This is a genomic window from Arthrobacter humicola (assembly GCF_039531445.1).
GTDB classification, from domain to species: Bacteria; Actinomycetota; Actinomycetes; order Actinomycetales; family Micrococcaceae; genus Arthrobacter; species Arthrobacter humicola.
Genome location: NZ_BAAAQB010000043.1, coordinates 69,134 through 88,083, shown reverse-complemented (window position 1 = coordinate 88,083; position 18,950 = coordinate 69,134). Strand labels below are relative to the sequence as shown.

The 18,950-nt window shown below is 67.3% G+C and carries 13 protein-coding genes, 1 tRNA gene and 1 pseudogene; 9 read left to right on the top strand and 6 right to left on the bottom strand.

Annotated elements, in window-relative coordinates; all coding sequences use genetic code 11:
* A pseudogene (locus ABD243_RS20295) lies at window positions 1-361 on the bottom strand (HNH endonuclease); the annotation flags it as partial.
* Between the two features lie 415 nt (window positions 362-776).
* Here ABD243_RS20295 and ABD243_RS20290 point away from each other — a divergent pair.
* Window positions 777-1,952, top strand: a complete 1,176-nt coding sequence (locus ABD243_RS20290; protein ID WP_344368201.1) for an NAD(P)-dependent alcohol dehydrogenase — start codon at window positions 777-779, stop codon at window positions 1,950-1,952.
* Complete coding sequence (locus ABD243_RS20285; RefSeq protein WP_344368200.1) at window positions 1,949-2,377, top strand: HIT family protein; 429 nt, start codon at window positions 1,949-1,951, stop codon at window positions 2,375-2,377. The genes ABD243_RS20290 and ABD243_RS20285 overlap by 4 nt, the downstream gene beginning before the upstream one ends.
* 76 nt (window positions 2,378-2,453) lie before the next feature.
* Here ABD243_RS20285 and hrpA read toward each other — a convergent pair whose 3' ends face one another.
* The gene (gene hrpA, locus ABD243_RS20280; protein ID WP_344368199.1) at window positions 2,454-6,533 is read right to left on the bottom strand and encodes an ATP-dependent RNA helicase HrpA; all 4,080 of its coding nucleotides are present in this window, start codon (window positions 6,531-6,533) and stop codon (window positions 2,454-2,456) included.
* A gap of 95 nt (window positions 6,534-6,628) precedes the next feature.
* The gene (locus ABD243_RS20275) at window positions 6,629-6,796 is read right to left on the bottom strand and encodes a hypothetical protein (RefSeq protein WP_175460671.1); all 168 of its coding nucleotides are present in this window, start codon (window positions 6,794-6,796) and stop codon (window positions 6,629-6,631) included.
* A gap of 81 nt (window positions 6,797-6,877) precedes the next feature.
* Between ABD243_RS20275 and ABD243_RS20270 the strand changes: the two genes are divergently transcribed.
* A complete protein-coding gene (locus ABD243_RS20270) occupies window positions 6,878-7,843 on the top strand; it encodes a GlxA family transcriptional regulator (protein WP_344368197.1) in 966 nt (321 codons plus the stop codon).
* Window positions 7,844-7,890: 47 nt separating this feature from the next.
* Here ABD243_RS20270 and ABD243_RS20265 read toward each other — a convergent pair whose 3' ends face one another.
* The 3 genes from ABD243_RS20265 to ABD243_RS20255 all read right to left on the bottom strand — a co-directional run bounded on the left by ABD243_RS20265 (window position 7,891) and on the right by ABD243_RS20255 (window position 9,616).
* Entirely contained in the window at window positions 7,891-8,187 is a 297-nt protein-coding gene (locus tag ABD243_RS20265; RefSeq protein WP_344368195.1) for a protealysin inhibitor emfourin, read from the bottom strand.
* Window positions 8,188-8,251: 64 nt separating this feature from the next.
* The gene (locus tag ABD243_RS20260) at window positions 8,252-9,325 is read right to left on the bottom strand and encodes a M4 family metallopeptidase (RefSeq protein ID WP_344368194.1); all 1,074 of its coding nucleotides are present in this window, start codon (window positions 9,323-9,325) and stop codon (window positions 8,252-8,254) included.
* 218 nt (window positions 9,326-9,543) lie between these two features.
* Window positions 9,544-9,616 (bottom strand) — tRNA-Arg (locus ABD243_RS20255).
* A gap of 239 nt (window positions 9,617-9,855) precedes the next feature.
* Here ABD243_RS20255 and argS point away from each other — a divergent pair.
* The 6 genes from argS to rho all read left to right on the top strand — a co-directional run bounded on the left by argS (window position 9,856) and on the right by rho (window position 18,877).
* Entirely contained in the window at window positions 9,856-11,520 is a 1,665-nt protein-coding gene (gene argS / locus ABD243_RS20250; protein ID WP_344368192.1) for an arginine--tRNA ligase, read from the top strand.
* A 5-nt stretch (window positions 11,521-11,525) separates the two neighbouring features.
* A complete protein-coding gene (lysA, locus tag ABD243_RS20245) occupies window positions 11,526-12,992 on the top strand; it encodes a diaminopimelate decarboxylase (protein WP_344368191.1) in 1,467 nt (488 codons plus the stop codon).
* Entirely contained in the window at window positions 12,993-14,309 is a 1,317-nt protein-coding gene (locus tag ABD243_RS20240; protein ID WP_344368190.1) for a homoserine dehydrogenase, read from the top strand.
* On the top strand, window positions 14,310-15,416 hold the full coding sequence (thrC, locus tag ABD243_RS20235; RefSeq protein WP_091256688.1) for a threonine synthase: 1,107 nt from the start codon (window positions 14,310-14,312) through the stop codon (window positions 15,414-15,416).
* 2 nt (window positions 15,417-15,418) lie between these two features.
* Window positions 15,419-16,405, top strand: a complete 987-nt coding sequence (thrB, locus tag ABD243_RS20230) for a homoserine kinase (protein WP_344368189.1) — start codon at window positions 15,419-15,421, stop codon at window positions 16,403-16,405.
* 321 nt (window positions 16,406-16,726) lie between these two features.
* A complete protein-coding gene (gene rho, locus ABD243_RS20225; protein WP_344368188.1) occupies window positions 16,727-18,877 on the top strand; it encodes a transcription termination factor Rho in 2,151 nt (716 codons plus the stop codon).
* Window positions 18,878-18,950 lie beyond the last annotated feature (73 nt).

Here is an 18,950-nt window from a genome sequence, read left to right as displayed (position 1 = left end):
GGGTGTGCGGCATTTCGGTCACGAGGGCTTTGGCCAGGCCCAGGAGGCGGCTGCCTTTGGCGGGGGATTCGCGCCGGGCCAGGGCGATCTGCGCGCCGACCCCGGCGCCGAGCTTGTCGGCCGGGACCCCGGCGGCAGCCTGCTCGCGGCGCTGAAGCGCATCGAAGGCCACGCTCAGGCGGGCCTGTTGTGCGGCCGCGGCGGATTTCAGGTCCTCCAGATCCCGGATCTCGTCGATCAGTGCGGCGGCACTGTCCGGGGCCGGGAGTAAGGCAACGACGCGGGCCAGGTCAGCGACCGTCACGGCACTTGCCGGTGCCGTGTCTGCCGGCCCCGTCTCGGGCCCCTGCTTGCCGTCCATGAATCCAGTCTCCCTCGAGGGTCTGACACTGAAGGGAGAGCCCGGGGGGAGGAACCAGCAACGCGCCACAACGGTGATCCTCGCATCAGCGAAAGCGCCGCGAGATGGTGTTGGAACCACTTCGGGCCCCTGATTGCCGTCCATGAATCCAGTGTCCCGTCGACCACCGACAATTAGGGGAAAGCCGAGGCGGGTAGACAAGCCACGGGAGTCATGCGCGGCCTTCGCTCGTCCGCAGCAGCGAAACCCTGGGGGTGTCAGCTTGTTTGTGTAGGAGGGCTGTAGTCGCTGATTGATTGGAGAATCATTGTGGCTATGACTGAACCCCGTGAAGTTCTCCCGGAGGAGCCGGCCCGCAGTGCGGCCTGGCGCTCCAAAGTGGAATAGTCGCCGGGACCGGGGGTAGCGTCGACACATGACACCTGGACGTCCTGTACCCCCGCCCCTTGCCAAGCCGCTGCCGAACTCAGAGGCCTCCGACACCCCCGCGATCAACGCCGCACACGCCGGCGGTGCCACGCTGGTCGCCGCCTATGGCGCCACCGCGCCGGACAGCGGACTCGTTCCCTTGACGGTGTCCCGCCGGGAGCCGAAGGCGGACGACATTGAGATCGCCGTCGAATTTTGCGGATTGTGCCACTCGGACGTGCACGCTACGCGCGGCGAATGGGGCGGCGACACGTATCCGCTGATCCCGGGCCACGAGATTGTCGGCCGGGTCACCCGGGTCGGTTCCGCCGTCGACGATTTCACGGTCGGTGAGCGCGTGGGCGTGGGCTGCATGGTCGATTCCTGCCGCGAATGCGACAGCTGCCTGGACGGCCTCGAGCAGTACTGCGAAAACGGCATAACGGGAACGTACGGATCCAAGGATCCCCGCAACGGAGGCGCGATCACCCAGGGCGGCTACTCGACGTCGATCGTCGTGGACCGCAACTACGTCCTGCGGGTTCCGGAGGGCATGGACCCGGCCGCCGCCGCTCCCTTGCTCTGCGCGGGCATCACCACCTATTCCCCACTGAACCACTTCGAGGTGGAGGAAGGTGACGTCGTGGGCGTTGTCGGGCTCGGCGGCCTCGGACACATGGCCGTCAAGATCGCCAAGGCCATGGGCGCCGAGGTGACGGTGTTCACGACGTCGGAGCAAAAGTTCGAGGCGGCCCGCGAACTGGGCGCCGACCACGTCATCCTTTCCACGGACCCGGCCGCGATGGAGGCCGCGGACCGCAGCATCGATGTCATCATCGACACCGTCGCTGCACCGCACGACCTCAACCCGTACTTCCGCACCCTGCGCGTGGACGGCGCGCTGTTCCAGCTGGGCCTGCCCTCGGAAGCGATGCCGCCCGTCAACCCCGGCGCACTGATCCGGCGCCGGATCGCGTACGCGGGATCGATGATCGGCGGCATCGCCGAGACCCAGGAGATGCTGGACTTCTGCGCCGAGCACGGTGTGGTGTCCGACGTCGAGGTGGTCGGGGCGGACCAGCTCAACGAAGCCTACGACCGTATGGTGGCTGGAGATGTGAAGTACCGTTTTGTCCTGGACGTCAGCACCCTGGGGTCCCCGGCGGAAAAGGCGGACGTATGAGCACTCTCTTCACGAAAATCATCAACGGCGAGATCCCGGGCCGCTTCGTCTGGCGCGAGGACGACGTCGTGGCGTTCCTGACCGTGGGACCGCTGGCCGACGGCCATACCCTCGTGGTGCCGGTCAAGGAAGTGGACCGCTGGACGGACGCCTCACCCGAGGTCTTGGGCCGGGTCATGGAGGTCGCCCGTATGATCGGCGCTGTGCAGGTGGACGTCTTCGATGCCGCCCGGGCCGGCCTGATCGTCGCGGGTTACGAAATCAACCACATGCACGTCCACGTGTGGCCCTCGAACTCCATGGCGGACTTTGATTTCGGCTCGGTGGACCAGCACCCGGATCCGGCAAAGCTGGACGCCAACGCGGAGAAGCTCCGCGAAGGCCTCCGCAAAGCCGGGCATTCGGAGCACGTACCGGACGCCTAGGTTCAGACACGCCGGGGGCACCCCGGCGCACCCGACGCGTCCCGGACTGGCACCGGCGCAGCACTCCCCAAGGGGTCTACGCCGGTGCCAGTACTTTGTTAAGCGCCGCCCGGATGCGCTTTTCGGACACCGAGTAGGCGGTCCCGAGCTCGACGGCGAAGAGGCTCACCCTGAATTCTTCGATCATCCAGCGCACGTGGGTTAACTCCGCGCCGGCCCGCCGTCCGGGCAGCAGCGCGGAGACGGCGTCGTCGTAGTCGTCCTCGAGGGCCTGGACCGCGGCCATGTGCTGGGCGTCCCGCTGGACATTGCCCGGCAGCTTCTCGAGGCGCTTCTCGATCGCCGCCAGGTAGCGGGGCAGCTGGCTGAGCTGGGCGTAGCCGGTGCGTGCCACGAAGCCCGGATAGACAAGCTGCTCAAGCTGGCTCTTGACGTCGTTCAGCGCGCTGATCAGGGCAAGGCTGGTGGTGCCTTTGAGCTGCTTTTCGATCCGGCGCGTGCTGGCCAGGATGCGTTCGACGACGGCGGTGACCGTGAAGACGGTGTCGATCAGCTCGGCCCGCACGGTCTCGTACAGTGCCTTGAACGAGGCCTCATCCCACGGCAGCTCGGCCGGGGTGAGCTTATCAATGGCGGCCAGGGCACAGTCCGCAATCAACGCGGTCACGGAGCCGTGCGGATTCTGGCTGAACGTCAGTTTCTCGGTGTTGTTCAGGTGTTCCAGGACGTAGCGGTCCGGCGGCGGCACCTTCAGGGCCAGGAGCCGGATGACGCCGGCCCGCATGGCCTCCTGCTGTTCGGATGCGGTTTGAAAAAGCCGCAGTGCCACGGATGTTCCTTCGTCCACCACGGCCGGGTAGCCAGTAACGGTGTGCCCGCCGACGTTGCCCTGGACCTGCCGCTGCACGGTTCCGAAAGTCCAGTCCTTGAGGCCGGACACTTCGCGGAACCCGCCCGGGGCGGCGGAGGCGGCGGCCGCCGGTGCGGCCGATCCCGGCACTGCAGCCCGTGAGGCGCCCGACGACGTGCCCATCCCCTTAGGTGCGGCCTTCCCCCTGGCCGCGGGCGCCGTCGTGGCCGGGGTGGCACCGAGGGATTCCGCGATCGCCCGGCGGGTGGCCGGTGCCAGCCGCTCCTGCAGCGCTGTGAGGTCCTTACCCTCATCCAGTACCTTGCCGCGGGAATCCACCACCCGGAAACTGACCCGCAAATGCGCCGGCACGGCGTCCCAGTTCCAGGATCCCGGCGGGATGACCTGGCCGCGGATCCGGCGCAGCACGAGTTCGAGCGACGGCTCGAGTTCGTCTTCCGCGGGATCGAAGTCGGCTTCCAGCGCCGCGACGGCCTGGCGTGCCACGTCCGGCGCGGGCACGAAGTTCTTGCGGATCTGCTTGGGCAGCGACTTGATGAGCGCGGTGACAAGCTCCACGCGCTGCCCGGGGATCAGCCAGCGGAAAGCGGCGTCGTCGAGCTGGTTCAGGAACAGCACGGGGACTTCGGCGGTGACGCCGTCGGAAGGATTCGGCGGCGAGCCGGGCGCCACGGGGTGGAACTCGTAGCTCAGCGGCAGCTCAAAACCTTTGTGGAGCAAGGTCTTGGGGTAGGCCGAATCGTCCAGGGCCGCGGCGTCCTCGCTGATCAGCAGGGACTGGTCGAAGTCGAGCAGCTCGGGGTCCCGCTGCCGCGCGTCCTTCCACCACTTGTCGAAGTGCCGCTCGGAGACCACCTCCTTGCCGATCCGGGCGTCGTAGAACTCGAACAACGTCTCGTCATCCACCAAGATGTCCCGGCGCCGCATCCGGGCCTCGAGCTCCTCGACCTCGTGGAGCAGGGCGCGGTTGCGGTGGAAGAACTTGTGATGGGTCTGCCAGTCGCCTTCAACCAGCGCGTGCCGGATGAAGAGCTCGCGGCAGAGCTCGGGATCCACGTTGCCGTAGTTGACCCGCCGGCTCGGGATGATGGGCACGCCGTAAAGAGTGACCTTTTCGTGGGCCATCACCGCGCCCATCTTCTTCGACCAGTGCGGTTCGCTGTAGCTGCGCTTGACCAGGTCCGGCGCCACCTGCTCGGCCCACAGCGGATCGAACTTCGCCGCGACGCGGGCCCAGAGCCGGCTCGTCTCCACGAGCTCCGCGGCCATGACGAAGGTGGGGGACTTCTTGAACAGCGCCGAACCCGGGAAGATCGCGAATCGGCTGCCGCGGGCGCCGGCATACTCGCGCTTGCGCTCATCCAGAATTCCGATGTGGCTCAGCAGCCCGGAAAGCAGGCTGATGTGGATGCCGTCATGGTTGCCCACGGGATCGGCCAAACGCTTGTTGTCCAGGCTGATGCCCAGCGGCCGGGCGAGCTGGCGCAGCTGGGCGAAGAGGTCCTGCCATTCGCGGACCCGCAGGTAGTTGATGAACTCGGTCCGGCAGAGCCGGCGGAACGCGGTGGAGGAGAGTTCCTGCTGCTTCTCCTGCAGGTAGTTCCAGAGGTTCAGGTAGCCGGTAAAGTCCGAGTTTTCGTCCCGGAAGCGGGCGTGCTTCTCCGCGGCGAGCTGCTGCTTATCGGTCGGACGCTCCCGCGGGTCCTGAATCGTCAGGGCGGCCGCCAGGATCATGACTTCGCGGACGCAGCCGCGCTTGCCGGATTCGACGATCATCCGGCCCAGACGGGGGTCCACCGGCAGTTGGGCCAGTTGCTGCCCGACGGCGGTCAGCCCGCCACCGTTCCTGCCGCCGCCGCGGCCGGCAGCCTGTCGGCGGCCCGGGCGTCCGCCGCCGTCGCCCGTTTGCTCCTCGCCCCTCGGCTCCCCGCTCCTTTGTTCCTGGGTCCGCACGGGGCTGAGGGCGCCGAGTTCGCGCAGGAGGCTGACGCCGTCGTTGATGGCGCGTGAATCCGGCGGTTCGACGAAGGGGAAGTTCTCCACGTCCTTCGGTCCGCGGGCCACACCCATGGCGGTCATCTGCAGGATGACGGCCGCGAGGTTGGTGCGCAGGATCTCCGGGTCCGTGAACAATGGCCGGGACTCGAAGTCCTCCTCGGAGTACAGCCGGATGGCGATGCCGTCCGAAACACGGCCGCAGCGGCCCGAGCGCTGGTTGGCCGAGGCCTGGGAGACGCGCTCGATCGGCAGGCGCTGGACCTTGGTGCGGTGCGAGTAGCGCGAGATACGGGCTGTACCGGTGTCGATCACGTACTTGATGCCCGGGACGGTGAGCGAGGTTTCGGCGACGTTGGTGGCCAGCACGATCCGCCGTTTGCTGCCGGGGTGGAAGACCTTGTGCTGCTCCTGCAGGCTCAGCCGGGCGAAGAGGGGCAGGACCTCGGTGCCGGCCAGCCGCCGGTTGGACTGGATGCGGGCGTTGAGGGCCTCCGCCGCGTCCCGGATTTCGCGTTCCCCGGAGAAGAAAATGAGGATATCGCCGGGGGCTTCCAGGGCGAGCTCGTCGACGGCGTCGCACACCGCGTCGAGCGGGTCGCGGTCCTCTTCGAGTTCGTCGTCCGAGCCTGAGCCCTCGCCGGCTCCGTCTTCGGCGCCGGCACCGGTGCCGCCGGCGGGCTGGGAGAGGGGCCGGTAGCGGATCTCCACCGGGTAGGTCCGGCCCGAGACCTCGATGATGGGGGAGGGCTCCTCCTCGCTGCCGAAGTGCTTGGCGAAGCGTTCCGGATCGATGGTGGCCGAGGTGATGATGATCTTCAGGTCCGGGCGCTGCGGCAGGACCCGCTTGAGGTAGCCGAGGATGAAGTCGATGTTGAGGCTGCGCTCGTGGGCCTCGTCAATGATGATGGCGTTGTACTTGCGCAGCAGCTTGTCGCGCTGGATTTCTGCCAGCAGGATGCCGTCGGTCATGAGTTTGACCTTGGTGGAGCGGCTGACCTCGCCCGTGAACCGGACCTGGAAGCCGACCTCCTGGCCGATCTCGACGCCGAGTTCCTCCGCGATGCGTTCGGCAACAGTGCGGGCTGCGAGCCGGCGGGGCTGGGTGTGCCCGATCAGCCCGTTCTCGCCCAGGCCGAGTTCCAAGCACATCTTCGGGATCTGGGTGGTCTTACCCGAACCGGTCTCGCCGGCGATGATGGTCACCTGGTTGGCCGCGATGGCGGCCATCAGATCTTCGCGGCGCTCGGAAACCGGCAGCTCGGCGGGGTAGGAAATATGCAATGTCATGGCTGGAGACAGTCTACTGGGACGGACTGTCCGCCGTGCCCTGCGCATAGTGAGGGCCCGGCTGGAGGAGCCGGGCCCGGGGCGGGTGTGCGGACTCAGAAGATCCGCAGGGTGTAGTTGACGCTGGGGAGATCCCGGGCCATCCAGAACTCTTCCGAGCGGACGGGCGGGTTGTGGCCGAGGCCATCCTTGCGCAGGGCGGAGATGGTGGCGGTGATGACGGCGATGATCAGGATGATGACGGCGATTCCGAGGAGTTCCATACCTCCATGGTTCTCCGGTCAACACATGAAAAAAAGTGGCAGAAATGCCCAAAAAGCTATAATTTCTGCCACACTGGAATCATGATCAAATCAGTGGCGATGATCGTGGTTCCCAACTTTTCCATCTTCGAGTTTGCGACCGCGTTCGAGGTCTTCGGGATTGACCGCTCAGAGCGCGGAAGCGGCGTGCCCGCCTTCGATTTCCGGGTCTGTACCCCGGAGCCGGGTGACGTCCCGCTCAAGTCCGGACTGTCCATGCACGTCAGCTTCGGGCTGGAAGCCGCTGCCGACGCGGACCTGGTGGTGATGGCGCCTTACGGCCGGGACGAGGATGTCCCGGAGTCCGTCCTGGACGCGTTGCGCGCCGCCCATGCGCGCGGTGCCTGGGTGATGTCCATCTGTTCCGGCGCATTTGCCCTGGCCCGGGCGGGGCTGCTCGACGGCCGCCGCTGCACCACGCACTGGCACTACTCCCAGGAACTCGCCAGCCGTTACCCTGCCGTCCTGGTGGATGAAAACGTCCTCTACGTCGAAGACGGCCGGATCATTACCAGTGCCGGGACGGCCGCGGGGATCGATGCCTGCCTGCACCTGATCCGCACTGAATTTGGTGCCAAAGTGGCCGCCGGCATCGCCCGTGACATGGTGGTCCCGCCGCACCGCGACGGCGGCCAGGCCCAGTACATCGACCGGCCCATCCCGCAATGCGGTTCGGAGCCGATGGAACAGCTGCTGCAGTGGATGGTCCGGCACCTCGACGAGGAACACCCGGTCAACGAACTGGCCGCCAGGGTCCACATGTCGCCGCGGACGTTCGCGCGGCGGTTCCGCTCGGAAACGGGGGCGACCCCGGCGGCGTGGCTCAACTCGCAGCGGGTCCTGCGCGCCCAGGAACTGCTGGAGACCACGGAACTCAACATTGACGAAATCGCGCGGGAAGCCGGCTTCGGGCATTCGGTCCTGCTGCGGCACCACTTCGCAAAGGCGCTGGACACCAGCCCGCAGTCCTACCGGCGCACGTTCCGGGGGCACCTGGCAACGGCATAAGCGGCACCGCCAGGGACAACGGCATAAGCAGCACGGGATGACGACGGCTACGTGAGGTCCGCCGGCCCGGCCTCCTCGGCCGCAGCCCGGGCACTCTCGACAAGGTCCCGCCAGGGCCCCGTCAGCTCACGCTCCGGCAGGACCGCCCGGCGCTGATCGGCCCGGATACTGTACATGAACCGGTCCGGCTGGCCGGTGGCCTCGCCGGGCCCGGCGACGTCGTCCCACGGGCATGCCTCAATGAGCGGCTGCCACCGGTCGGTGTCCTCAGGCGGCTCGGGCCGGACGGTCCATGTCCTTTTCATTCCGGCCACGCCGCCGCTTCGCTGGACGATTATCTTCATGAGTCTGCGATCCTCACGACCTGGTGGCTGGGTTGGGATGCTGCGGCGTTTAGATGGCGCTGCGCTACAGCTTCACCTTCACAGTTTCCCACGCGGACCGCACTGCGTCATGCTCCTTGGAATCCGCCCCGAAAAGCTCCTTGGCAGAGGCGGCAGTGGCCTTGGCGAAGGCGCCGAACGTGGCATTCGGCGCCAGTGTGCCGCCGGTGAGGGTGTCGTACCAGATCTGCGCGGGGGCGTCCCAGGCGTTGCCGCCGAGGGCCGTGGCAACCAGGCAGAAGGCACGGTTCGGGATGCCGGAGTTGATGTGCACCCCGCCGTTGTCCGCGCTCGTCCGTACATAGGAATCCATCGAGTCCGGCTGGGGATCCTTGCCGAGGACGTCGTCGTCGTACGCGGTACCGGGCGCCTTCATGGACCGCAGGGCGGCGCCCTGAACCTGGTCTGTAAAGAGTCCTTCGCCGATCAGCCAGCTCGCCTCCGCGGTGGACTGCTGCTTGGCGTACTGTTCCACGAGGGCGCCGAAGACGTCGGACAGGGATTCGTTGAGCGCGCCGGCCTGGTTGCGGTAGTTCAGGCCGCCTGAAAACTGCGTAACGCCGTGGGCGAGTTCATGGCCGATCACGCTGAGCGACTTCGTGAACCGTTCGAAGACAACTCCGTCGCCGTCGCCGAACACCATCTGCCGACCGTCCCAGAACGCGTTGTCGTAGCGTTTGCCGTAATGGACTGTGGCCTCGAGGGGAAGGCCCTTCCCGTCAATGGAGTCGCGGCCAAAAGCGTCCGCGTAGAGACGGTGGGTGTGGCCCAGTCCGTCGTAAGCTTCGTCCGCGGCCGGATCCCCGCTGGGCGGCTTGCCTTCGTTGCGGACCAGGCTGCCGGGCAACTGCTCCAAGGACCGGGCGTCATAGATGGTGCGTTCCGGTGCCCCGGGCTTGAGCCCCCGTGCGGCGGGGACCGCCAGCACGGTCAGCTCAGCGCGGGCCGCCTGGAAACTCTTGACGTGCAGCAGCGCCTTCTGAGCGGCCTCGGCCGCGCCCGAGAAGCCAGGTTCCTGTTGGGCGGCCAGGCGGCGGAGCAAATAGGGCGGAACGATGGAACAGTAACCACCGGAACGGTAAGAGACGGAACGGAACATGTGAGACCCCCTTCATGCTTCGGGGCGTGCCCGGTAGCCCGCCACCGATGAACACAGCCTACGAGCCGGCACCGACAATCGGCAGGGGGAGAGCCGCTGGTTTTGCGCGTTCTTTCCGCCGGATTCCCTGCAAAAGACCCGGCACAAAAAACCCCGCCGTTTCAATGAAACGACGGGGTTTGTCTGTACTGTCTGACTGCTGTACTGCCTATCTTCTGTGCCCTCGATAGGATTCGAACCTACGACCTTCTGCTCCGGAGGCAGACGCTCTATCCCCTGAGCTACGAGGGCAGTCAGGGATCCTGCCGTTTCCGGCGGGACGTCCTAGAGCTTAGCAGGAAGGTGGCCTCCAACGGAAAATCGGCGCCCATCTGGCGCGTGAGGCGCGTGCAGAGCGCGTGCCGAGCCCGTGCTGAGTAGGCAATGAACGCGGTCACACGCGGGACAGACAGACGGACTAGCTGCCCGCCGGCCCGTCATCCCGGGCGCCAGATTCCGCCACACCTCGGGCCCACCGGTAGGCTAGAACTGTGACCCCAGAAGAACTCTCCCTCGCCATATCCGCCTGCCTGAAGGACGCCGTCGCGGCAGGCGAGATTGCCCTTTCCGCAGCCGACATCCCGGACGAGGTGCGCGTCGAGCGCCCGAAGAACAGGGACCACGGGGACTGGGCCACCAACGTCGCGCTCCAGCTGGCCAAGACGGCAGGCACCAACCCGCGGGAGTTCGCGTCCGTCCTGAGCGCCCGGCTGAAAACGATCGACGGCGTTTCCGCCGTGGACATCGCCGGCCCGGGCTTCCTGAACATCACCGTGGACGCCGCGGCCGCCGGCGCTCTCGCCAAGGCGATCGTCGAGGCCGGCGCGGACTACGGAACCAACACCGCGCTCGCCGGGCACGTGGTCAACATGGAGTTCGTCTCGGCCAACCCGACCGGTCCGCTGCACATCGGCCACACCCGCTGGGCGGCCCTCGGCGACGCGATCGCCCGCGTCCTCCGCGCCTCCGGCGCCGACGTCACGGCCGAGTACTACATCAACGACGCCGGCTCCCAGATGAACGTGTTCGCCAACTCGGTGTTCGCGAGGCTGCACGGCCGGGACGTGCCCGAAGGCGGTTACCCTGGCCAGTACATCGCCGACCTCGGCCATGAGGTGCTCAGCGAGCACCCCGGCATCCGTGAACTCACCGAAGTCGCAGCCCTGCCGGTGATCCGTGGCGCCGCGTACAAGGCGCAGATGCACGACATCAAGCAGACACTGGCCGGGTTCGGCGTCGACTTTGATGTCTTCTTCTCCGAACAGGAACTCCACGACGCCGGCGCGATCGAAGACGCCGTCGCCCGCCTGCGCGAACAGGGCCACGTTTTCGACGACGGCGGCGCGGTGTGGCTGCGCACCACCGACTTCGGCGATGACAAGGACCGCGTGATGATCCGCGCGAACGGCGAGCCGACGTACTTCGCCGCCGACGCCGCCTACTACCTGTCCAAGAAGGACCGCGGCTACACGGAGAAGATCTACCTCCTCGGCGCCGACCACCACGGCTACATCAACCGGCTCAAGGCCATCGCGGCCGCCGCCGGCGACGACCCCGAGGTCAACATCGAGGTCCTGATCGGCCAGCTGGTCTCCGTCAACGGCGCCAAGCTGTCCAAGCGCGCCGGCAACATCATCGAGCTCAAGGACCTCATCGACTGGCTCGGCAAGGACGCCGTCCGCTACTCGCTCGCCCGGTTCCCGGCCGATTCGCCGCTGACCCTGGACCCCGAGCTGCTCAAGAAGCACAGCAACGAAAACCCGGTGTTCTACGTCCAGTACGCCCACGCCCGCTCCCGCGGCGCCGCCCGCAATGCCGTGGCCGCCGGCGTCGAGCGCCGTGTCGACGGCAAAGACTGCTTCGACGCAGCCCTGCTGGACCACGCCACCGAAAACGAGCTGCTCTCGCACCTGGGCAGCTACCCGTCGGTGGTGGCCAAGGCCGCCGAACTGCGCGAACCGCACCGCGTGGCCCGGCACCTGGAGGTCATCGCCGGCGCCTACCACCGCTGGTATGACGCCTGCCGGGTGGCGCCCCAGGGCGAGGAACCCATCACCGACACCAACCGGACCCGGCTGTGGCTCAACGACGCCACGAGCCAGGTGCTGGCCAACGGACTGGAACTGCTGGGCGTCTCGGCGCCGGAACGGATGTAATCGTCATGACCGCAAATACAGGACAGTCCCCGCTCGCACCCGGCTGGCTTGAGGTCCCCGCCGACCTCAACGCCCTCCACGAACCGCTGTGGGCCGGCGGCGTCGCCCGGAACGACGCCGGCGAGCTCACCATCGAGGGGCTGACGGTCAGCGAACTGCAACGCGAGTACGGGACGCCGCTGTTCGTGCTGAGCGAGACCGACTTCCGGGCCCGCGCCCGGTCGTTCAGCGACGCGTTCAACGACGCCTTCGCGGACATCTGTGGGGGAGTGGACGTCTACTACGCCGGCAAGTCCTTCCTGTGCACCTCCGTGGTCCGCTGGGTCGAGGAAGAAGGGCTGCGCCTGGACACCGCATCCGGCGGCGAACTCGCTGTCGCCGCCCGCGCCGGCATCCCGGGCGCCGACGTCGCCCTGCACGGCAATAACAAGTCCGACGGCGAAATCCACCGGGCCCTGGACATGCAACTGGGCCGGATCGTGGTGGACAGCCTCGACGAGCTCGAACGCGTCGCGGCGATCGCGGCCAACCGGGGCGACACCGCGAAGGTCATGCTCCGGCTGACCCCCGGAGTGCACGCCCACACGCACGAATTCATCGCCACCGCCCACGAGGACCAGAAATTCGGTCTCTCCATGGCGCCGGACTCCACCGACCAGGCCGGGCTGTCCGCCGCTGAGGAAGCCGTGGCCGCGGCCATTGGGCACGAGAGCATCGAGCTGCTGGGCCTGCACTGCCATATCGGCTCCCAGATCTTCGAACCCGACGGCTTCGCCCTCGCCGCCGAAAAGCTCCTGGACTTCCTGGCCGCAATGCAGGTCAAGTACTCCATCGTGCTGCCCGAGCTGGACCTCGGAGGCGGCTACGGCATCGCTTACACCGCCGTTGATTCGCCCCGCCCGGCCGCTGAGATCGCGCAGGCGATGGCCGCCGTCGTCCGTTCCAAGTGCGCCGCGCTGGGTATTTCCGCCCCCCGGATCTCGATCGAACCGGGCCGCGCAATCGTCGGCAGCACGACGTTCACGCTGTACGAGGTCGGCACGCTCAAGACCGTCCGTGTGGACGCCCCGGGTTCCGAAGCCGGGGGAGTCGGCAACGACGTTACGTACCCCCGCCGGTATGTGTCGGTGGACGGCGGGATGAGCGACAACCCTCGCCCGGTGCTGTATGACGCGGATTATTCGGCAATTCTCGCCTCGCGGAGCTCCGATGCGGCCCCGCAGCTGTCCCGAGTAGTGGGCAAACATTGCGAGAGCGGCGACATAGTTGTTAGAGATGTATATCTGCCCGAGGACGTGGCAGCCGGTGATCTGCTTGCTGTACCGGGGACCGGCGCCTACTGCTGGGCCCTGTCAAGCAACTACAACTATCTGGCCCGGCCGGGCGTTGTCGCTGTCAGCGACGGATCTGCCCGGCTGATTGTCCGCGGGGAAACCGAAGAAGATCTGCTCAACCGCGACATGGGAGTCTGAATGACCGAATTGCGAACCCTGAAAGTGGCCCTGCTGGGCTGTGGCAACGTCGGGGCTCAGGTTGCGCGGATTCTCATTGACGACGCCGACGCCCTCGCGGCGCGCACAGGCGCCCGCCTCGAACTGGGCGGCATCGCTGTGCGCAACCTCGACGCCGAACGCGACGTCGATCTGCCCCAGGAGCTGTTCACCACCGACGCCGAAACCCTCGTCAAGGACGCCGACCTCGTGATCGAGCTCATGGGCGGGATTGAGCCGGCCCGGACCTTGATCCTGACGGCCATGCGGCACGGGGCCTGCGTGGTCACCGGCAACAAGGCGCTCCTGGCCCAGGACGGTCCCACGCTCTACGAGGAAGCGGACAAGGCCGGCGTGCAGCTCTCCTACGAGGCCGCCGTCGCCGGTGCCATTCCCATCCTGCGGCCCATCCGGGACAGCCTGTCCGGCGACCGGATCACCCGGGTGCTCGGGATCGTCAACGGCACCACTAACTTCATCCTCGACCAGATGGACTCCACCGGCGCGCAGTTCGCCGACGCCCTGGCCGAAGCCCAGCGACTGGGCTACGCGGAAGCCGACCCCACCGCCGACGTCGAGGGCTACGACGCCGCCGCCAAGGCAGCGATCCTTGCCTCGCTGTCCTTCCACACCCGGTTCGCCCTGGAAGACGTCTCGTGCGAGGGCATCACGGCCGTCAGCGCGGCGGACATCGCCGCCGCGAAGGAGGCCGGCTTTGTCATCAAGCTGCTCGCGATTGCGGAGAAGCTGACGGACGAGGACGGCAGGACCGGCGTCTCCGTCCGCGTGCACCCGACGCTGTTGCCCCGCGAACACCCCCTGGCCGCTGTCCGCGGTGCGTTCAACGCCGTCTTCATCGAAGCCGAGAACGCCGGCGAACTCATGTTCTACGGACAGGGCGCCGGCGGAACCCCGACGGCGTCCGCCGTGCTGGGCGACCTCGTCTCCGCGGCCCGCCGCATTGTCCTGGGCGGCCCGGGCCGGACCGAAACCACCACCGGGCACGTGCCTGCACTGCCCATCGATGCAGCCATCACGAGCTACTACATCGGACTCGACGTCGCGGACCAGCCCGGCGTCCTGGCCCGGATCGCCCAGCTCTTCGCGGAGCACGGCGTGTCCATCGAAATCATGCGGCAGACCATCCACCGCGACGCCGACTCCAACGTGGAGTCTGCCGAGCTGCGGATCGTGACACACCGTGCACGCGAAGCCGCACTTGCAGCAACCGTCGAGGCCGTCAAGCGCCTGGACGTCATCAATTCCGTCACATCCGTACTGCGGGTAGAAGGGGTCTAAGTGGCTCACCAATGGCGCGGTGTCATCCGCGAATACGCTGATCGTCTTCCTGTCACGGAAGCCACTAAGGTCATCACCCTGGGCGAGGGCGGCACCCCGCTCGTGCACGCCCGCCACCTCTCCGAGCTGACCGGCAGCACCGTCTACCTCAAGGTCGAGGGCATGAACCCGACCGGTTCCTTCAAGGACCGCGGCATGACCATGGCCATGACGGCAGCCGTGGCGGCCGGCGCCAAGGCCGTGGTCTGCGCCTCCACCGGCAACACCTCAGCTTCCGCCGCGGCCTACGCGACGGCGGCCGGGCTGCAGTGCGCGGTCCTGGTCCCAGAGGGCAAGATCTCGATGGGCAAGCTCAGCCAGGCGATCGCGCACGGGGCCACGCTGCTGCAGGTGGACGGCAACTTCGACAACTGCCTCGACATCGCCCGCAAGCTCGGCGAGTCCTACCCGGTGTTCCTGGTCAACTCCGTCAACCCGGCCCGGATCGAGGGCCAGAAGACCGGCGCCTTTGAAGTTGTCGATTCTCTCGGCGACGCCCCGGACTACCACGTGCTTCCGGTGGGCAACGCCGGCAACATCAGCGCGTACTGGAAGGGCTACAAGGAGTACGCCGCGGCGTACGAGTCGCCTACCGCCGGCTCGCTTCCCGCCGTCGCCACGAAGACCCCGGTCATGTGGGGCTTCCAGGCTGCCGGGGCTGCCCCGTTCGTGGCCGGCCACCCCATCACCGAACCCGACACCATTGCCACCGCCATCCGTATTGGCAACCCGGCCTCCTGGGACACCGCCGTGGCGGCCCGGGATGAATCCGGCGGCGTGATCGAGGCCGTCACGGACGAGGAAATCCTCTCCGCGCACCGCTGGCTCTCCGCCCGGGAAGGCGTCTTCGTGGAGCCCGGTTCGGCTGCCGGTGTCGCCGGCCTGATCAAGAAGCACGCGGCCGGGGAGGTTCCGGCCGGCAAGACGATCGTGATCACGGTGACCGGTCACGGGCTCAAAGACCCGCAGTGGGCCTTGCGCACCGAGGACGGCAGCGATGTGCAGCCGGTCAAGGTCTCCAACGACGTCGTCACCGTCGCCGCAGCTCTGGGACTGGAAGAAAAATAGCGTTGGAAACCACCCTCACCGTCCCGGCCGAATCAGCGGCAGGCACTCCCGCCGTTCCGGCAGGCCAGCTTGTCACCGTGCGGGTGCCTGCCACCAGTGCCAACCTGGGCCCGGGGTACGACAGCCTCGGCCTGGCGCTGACGCTGCATGACACGCTCACCGTGGAAACCCTGGCCAGCGGTGAACTTGAATTCGAGCTCAGCGGAGAGGGTGCCGAGTCGCTGCCCCGCGACGCCACGCACCTCGTGGTCAAGGCCCTCACCGAGGCGCTGCACCGCCTCGGTTTCCGGCACGAAGGCCTGCGGATCACGGCGGACAACGTCAACCCGCACGGGCGCGGCCTGGGGTCCTCGGCCTCGGCCGTCGTGGCCGCCGTCAGTGCCGCGAACGCCCTGGTTCCGGAGGCGTCCCGGCGCGGCCGCGACTGGATTCTGCAGCTTACGAGCGAAATGGAAGGCCACCCGGACAACGTCGCACCCGCCATTTTCGGCGGACTGGCGCTGTCATGGCAGGACAGTGACCAGTACAGCAGCACGTGCGCTGCTGTGGCCCCCTCGGTGATTCCCGTCGTCGCCGTTCCGGACTACGAGCTCTCCACCGAAGCCGCGCGGGCGCTTCTGCCGGCCTCGGTGGGCCACCACGCCGCGGCCATGAACTCCGGCCGCGCCGCCCTGCTGATCCACGCACTGACCGCCAATCCGGAATTCCTGCTGCCGGGCACCGAGGATTACCTGCACCAGAGCTACCGTGCCGAAGCCATGCGGCCCAGCGCCGAGCTGATTGCCGTGCTGCGGCGGGCAGGGCACGCCGCCGTCGTCTCCGGTGCCGGGCCCACCGTGCTGGTCCTGGCGAACGGGGAAGCCGAAGCCAGCGAGGTTGTCGACTTCATCGGCGCCCACACGGCGGACAACACGCCGGAAGTGGGCTGGCGAGTGATGAAACTGGCCGTGGACGTTGAAGGTGCTAAAGTGGAAGTGCACCGGCGGTAAATACGCAGGCGGTAAATTAGTAACCGTTCTAAGACCGCGATGTTGGCCACGTAGCCTCTCTCATCTTTCACTGCGCAATATTTTCCGGTGCCACCTGCTTTCGGTCTGACGCAGGAATCAGCAGAATTGCTCTGCCCCCTGAAATCGTCAGCCCGCCGTTCCTCATTTCTCGGATCGTGCATGGTGAAGCAGTATCCGGCCCTGCTGGCCGAAATCCATCCGGCAAGGCCGAAATCACGGCTGCAGATCTGAACTGCAGCCCAGATCAAATCACCGCGTCCAGCTCTTAGCCTGGACGCCGTCGAGGGGGAAGGATCCTTCGTGACCGAAACCACTGAGCTGTCTCCGGCTGTGGATACATCTTCTGCTGCCGGATCAACGGCAGCACCCGCCAAGAGCAGCGGCCTTGCAGGCCTTAAGCTCGCCCAGCTCCAGGCCCTCGCCAGCCAGCTGGGGATTTCCGGCGGATCCCGCATGCGCAAGGGCGATCTGGTCACGGCCATTTCCGCCCACCGCGCAGGCACCCCGGTCAGCAAGGCTCCGGCCCGTGCTGCTGAAAAGGCGACCGACAACGGCACCGTTTCGCAGGCAGCTGCACCGGTAACCGTGCCCGCTGCCGGCAACGAGGCCGCCGCCCAGGAAAGCCCGGCCCAGGAAAGCCCCCGGGCCCGCCGCGGCCGCAGCCGCCGTGCAGGCAGCGACGGCGTCGTCACGACGGCCGCCGCAGAGGCACCCGCCGCGGCTCCGGCAGAAGCCCCTGCGGTTTCCACCGAACCCGGCGCGGCCGAAAGCCCCACTGCCGGAATTCGCGCAGCCGAGACCGGCCCGGCCGTTTCCGCAACGGAAGGCAGCGACCGCACGCGGCAGCCGCGCACCCGCAACCGCCGCCGCGGCGAAGCCGCAGCCCAGGTCACCGAGGCCGCCGGCCAGAACGCCGGCGAAGTCCAGGCCGAACAGCCCGCAACCGAGCAGCGTGAGCAGCGCACTGAACAGCGTGAACAGCGCACTGAACAGCGTGAACAGCGCCAGGCCGAGCCGGGCAGTGAAGACGGCCAGCGCCGCGACACCACCCGCACCCGTGGCGAAGCCGCCGGCACCCGCGACAACACCCGCGACAGCGAAGAAACCGACGGCGGAAGCCGCCGGAACCGCCGCAACCGACGCGACCGCAACGACCGCGGTGACCGCCAGGGCCAGCAGGACAGCCGCGACAACTCCTCGCGCAACGACCGCTTCCGCGACCGCAACGACCGCCGCCGCGGGCGTGCGCAGGGACCGGACGTCGACGACGTCGAGGTCACGGAGGACGACGTCCTCCTGCCGGTCGCCGGCATCCTCGACGTGCTCGAGAACTACGCGTTCATCCGCACGTCCGGCTACCTGCCGGGCCCGAACGACGTGTACGTCTCGCTCGCCCAGGTCAAGAAGTACAACCTGCGCAAGGGCGACGCCGTCGTCGGTGCCATCCGTGCACCGCGCGAAGGCGAGGACCGCAGCCAGCAGTCCGCCCGCCAGAAGTTCAACGCGCTGGTCCGCGTCACCTCGGTCAACGGCAAGACCCCCGAGGAACTCAAGGACCGCGTCGAATTCGCGAAGCTCGTCCCGCTGTACCCCTCCGAGCGCCTGCGCCTCGAGACGGACCCGAAGAAGATCGGCCCCCGTGTCATCGACCTCGTGGCCCCGATCGGCAAGGGCCAGCGCGGCCTGATCGTTTCGCCGCCGAAGGCCGGCAAGACGCTCATCCTGCAGTCCATCGCCAACGCGATTACCACCAACAATCCTGAGGTCCACCTCATGATGGTGCTCGTTGACGAACGCCCCGAAGAAGTCACGGACATGCAGCGCACCGTCAAGGGCGAGGTCATTGCCTCCACCTTCGACCGTCCCGCCGACGACCACACCACCGTGGCCGAACTCTCCATCGAACGCGCCAAGCGCCTCGTGGAAATGGGCATGGACGTCGTGGTGCTCCTGGACTCCATGACCCGTCTGGGCCGCGCCTACAACCTGGCAGCACCGGCCTCCGGCCGCATCCTGTCCGGTGGCGTGGACTCCGCAGCGCTGTACCCGCCGAAGCGTTTCTTCGGTGCAGCCCGCAACATCGAAAACGGTGGCTCGCTCACCATCCTGGCCACCGCTCTCGTCGAGACCGGCTCCAAGATGGACGAGGTCATCTTCGAAGAGTTCAAGGGCACCGGCAACATGGAACTGCGCCTGTCCCGCCAGCTGGCTGACAAGCGCATCTTCCCGGCCGTGGACGTCAACGCGTCCGGTACCCGCCGCGAAGAGAACCTGCTTTCCCCCGAGGAAGTCAAGATCATGTGGAAGCTGCGCCGCGTACTCTCCGGACTCGAAACGCAGCAGAGCCTTGAGCTGCTGACCAACAAGATCCGGGAGACCCAGAGCAACGTCGAGTTCCTCATGCAGGTGCAGAAGACGACGCTTGGTGCGAAGTCCGATAACGACAAGTAGCTGACGTAGGGGCGGGGAGTGGATTCCTCGCGTGGTTCGCCGCGCGGGTTTTCCGCCCCCGCCCCTTCGCGTG

Excerpts from the sequence above, each read along its gene's own strand:
- ABD243_RS20290 (WP_344368201.1), top strand. The coding sequence starts at position 777 with ATGACACCTGGACGTCCTGTACCCCCGCCCCTTGCCAAGCCGCTGCCG.
- ABD243_RS20285 (WP_344368200.1), top strand. The coding sequence starts at position 1,949 with ATGAGCACTCTCTTCACGAAAATCATCAACGGCGAGATCCCGGGCCGC.
- lysA (WP_344368191.1), top strand. The coding sequence starts at position 11,526 with ATGACCGCAAATACAGGACAGTCCCCGCTCGCACCCGGCTGGCTTGAG.
- hrpA (WP_344368199.1), bottom strand. The coding sequence starts at position 6,533 with ATGACATTGCATATTTCCTACCCCGCCGAGCTGCCGGTTTCCGAGCGC.
- ABD243_RS20275 (WP_175460671.1), bottom strand. The coding sequence starts at position 6,796 with ATGGAACTCCTCGGAATCGCCGTCATCATCCTGATCATCGCCGTCATC.
- ABD243_RS20260 (WP_344368194.1), bottom strand. The coding sequence starts at position 9,325 with ATGTTCCGTTCCGTCTCTTACCGTTCCGGTGGTTACTGTTCCATCGTT.
- ABD243_RS20270 (WP_344368197.1), top strand. The coding sequence starts at position 6,878 with ATGATCAAATCAGTGGCGATGATCGTGGTTCCCAACTTTTCCATCTTC.
- ABD243_RS20265 (WP_344368195.1), bottom strand. The coding sequence starts at position 8,187 with ATGAAGATAATCGTCCAGCGAAGCGGCGGCGTGGCCGGAATGAAAAGG.
- ABD243_RS20240 (WP_344368190.1), top strand. The coding sequence starts at position 12,993 with ATGACCGAATTGCGAACCCTGAAAGTGGCCCTGCTGGGCTGTGGCAAC.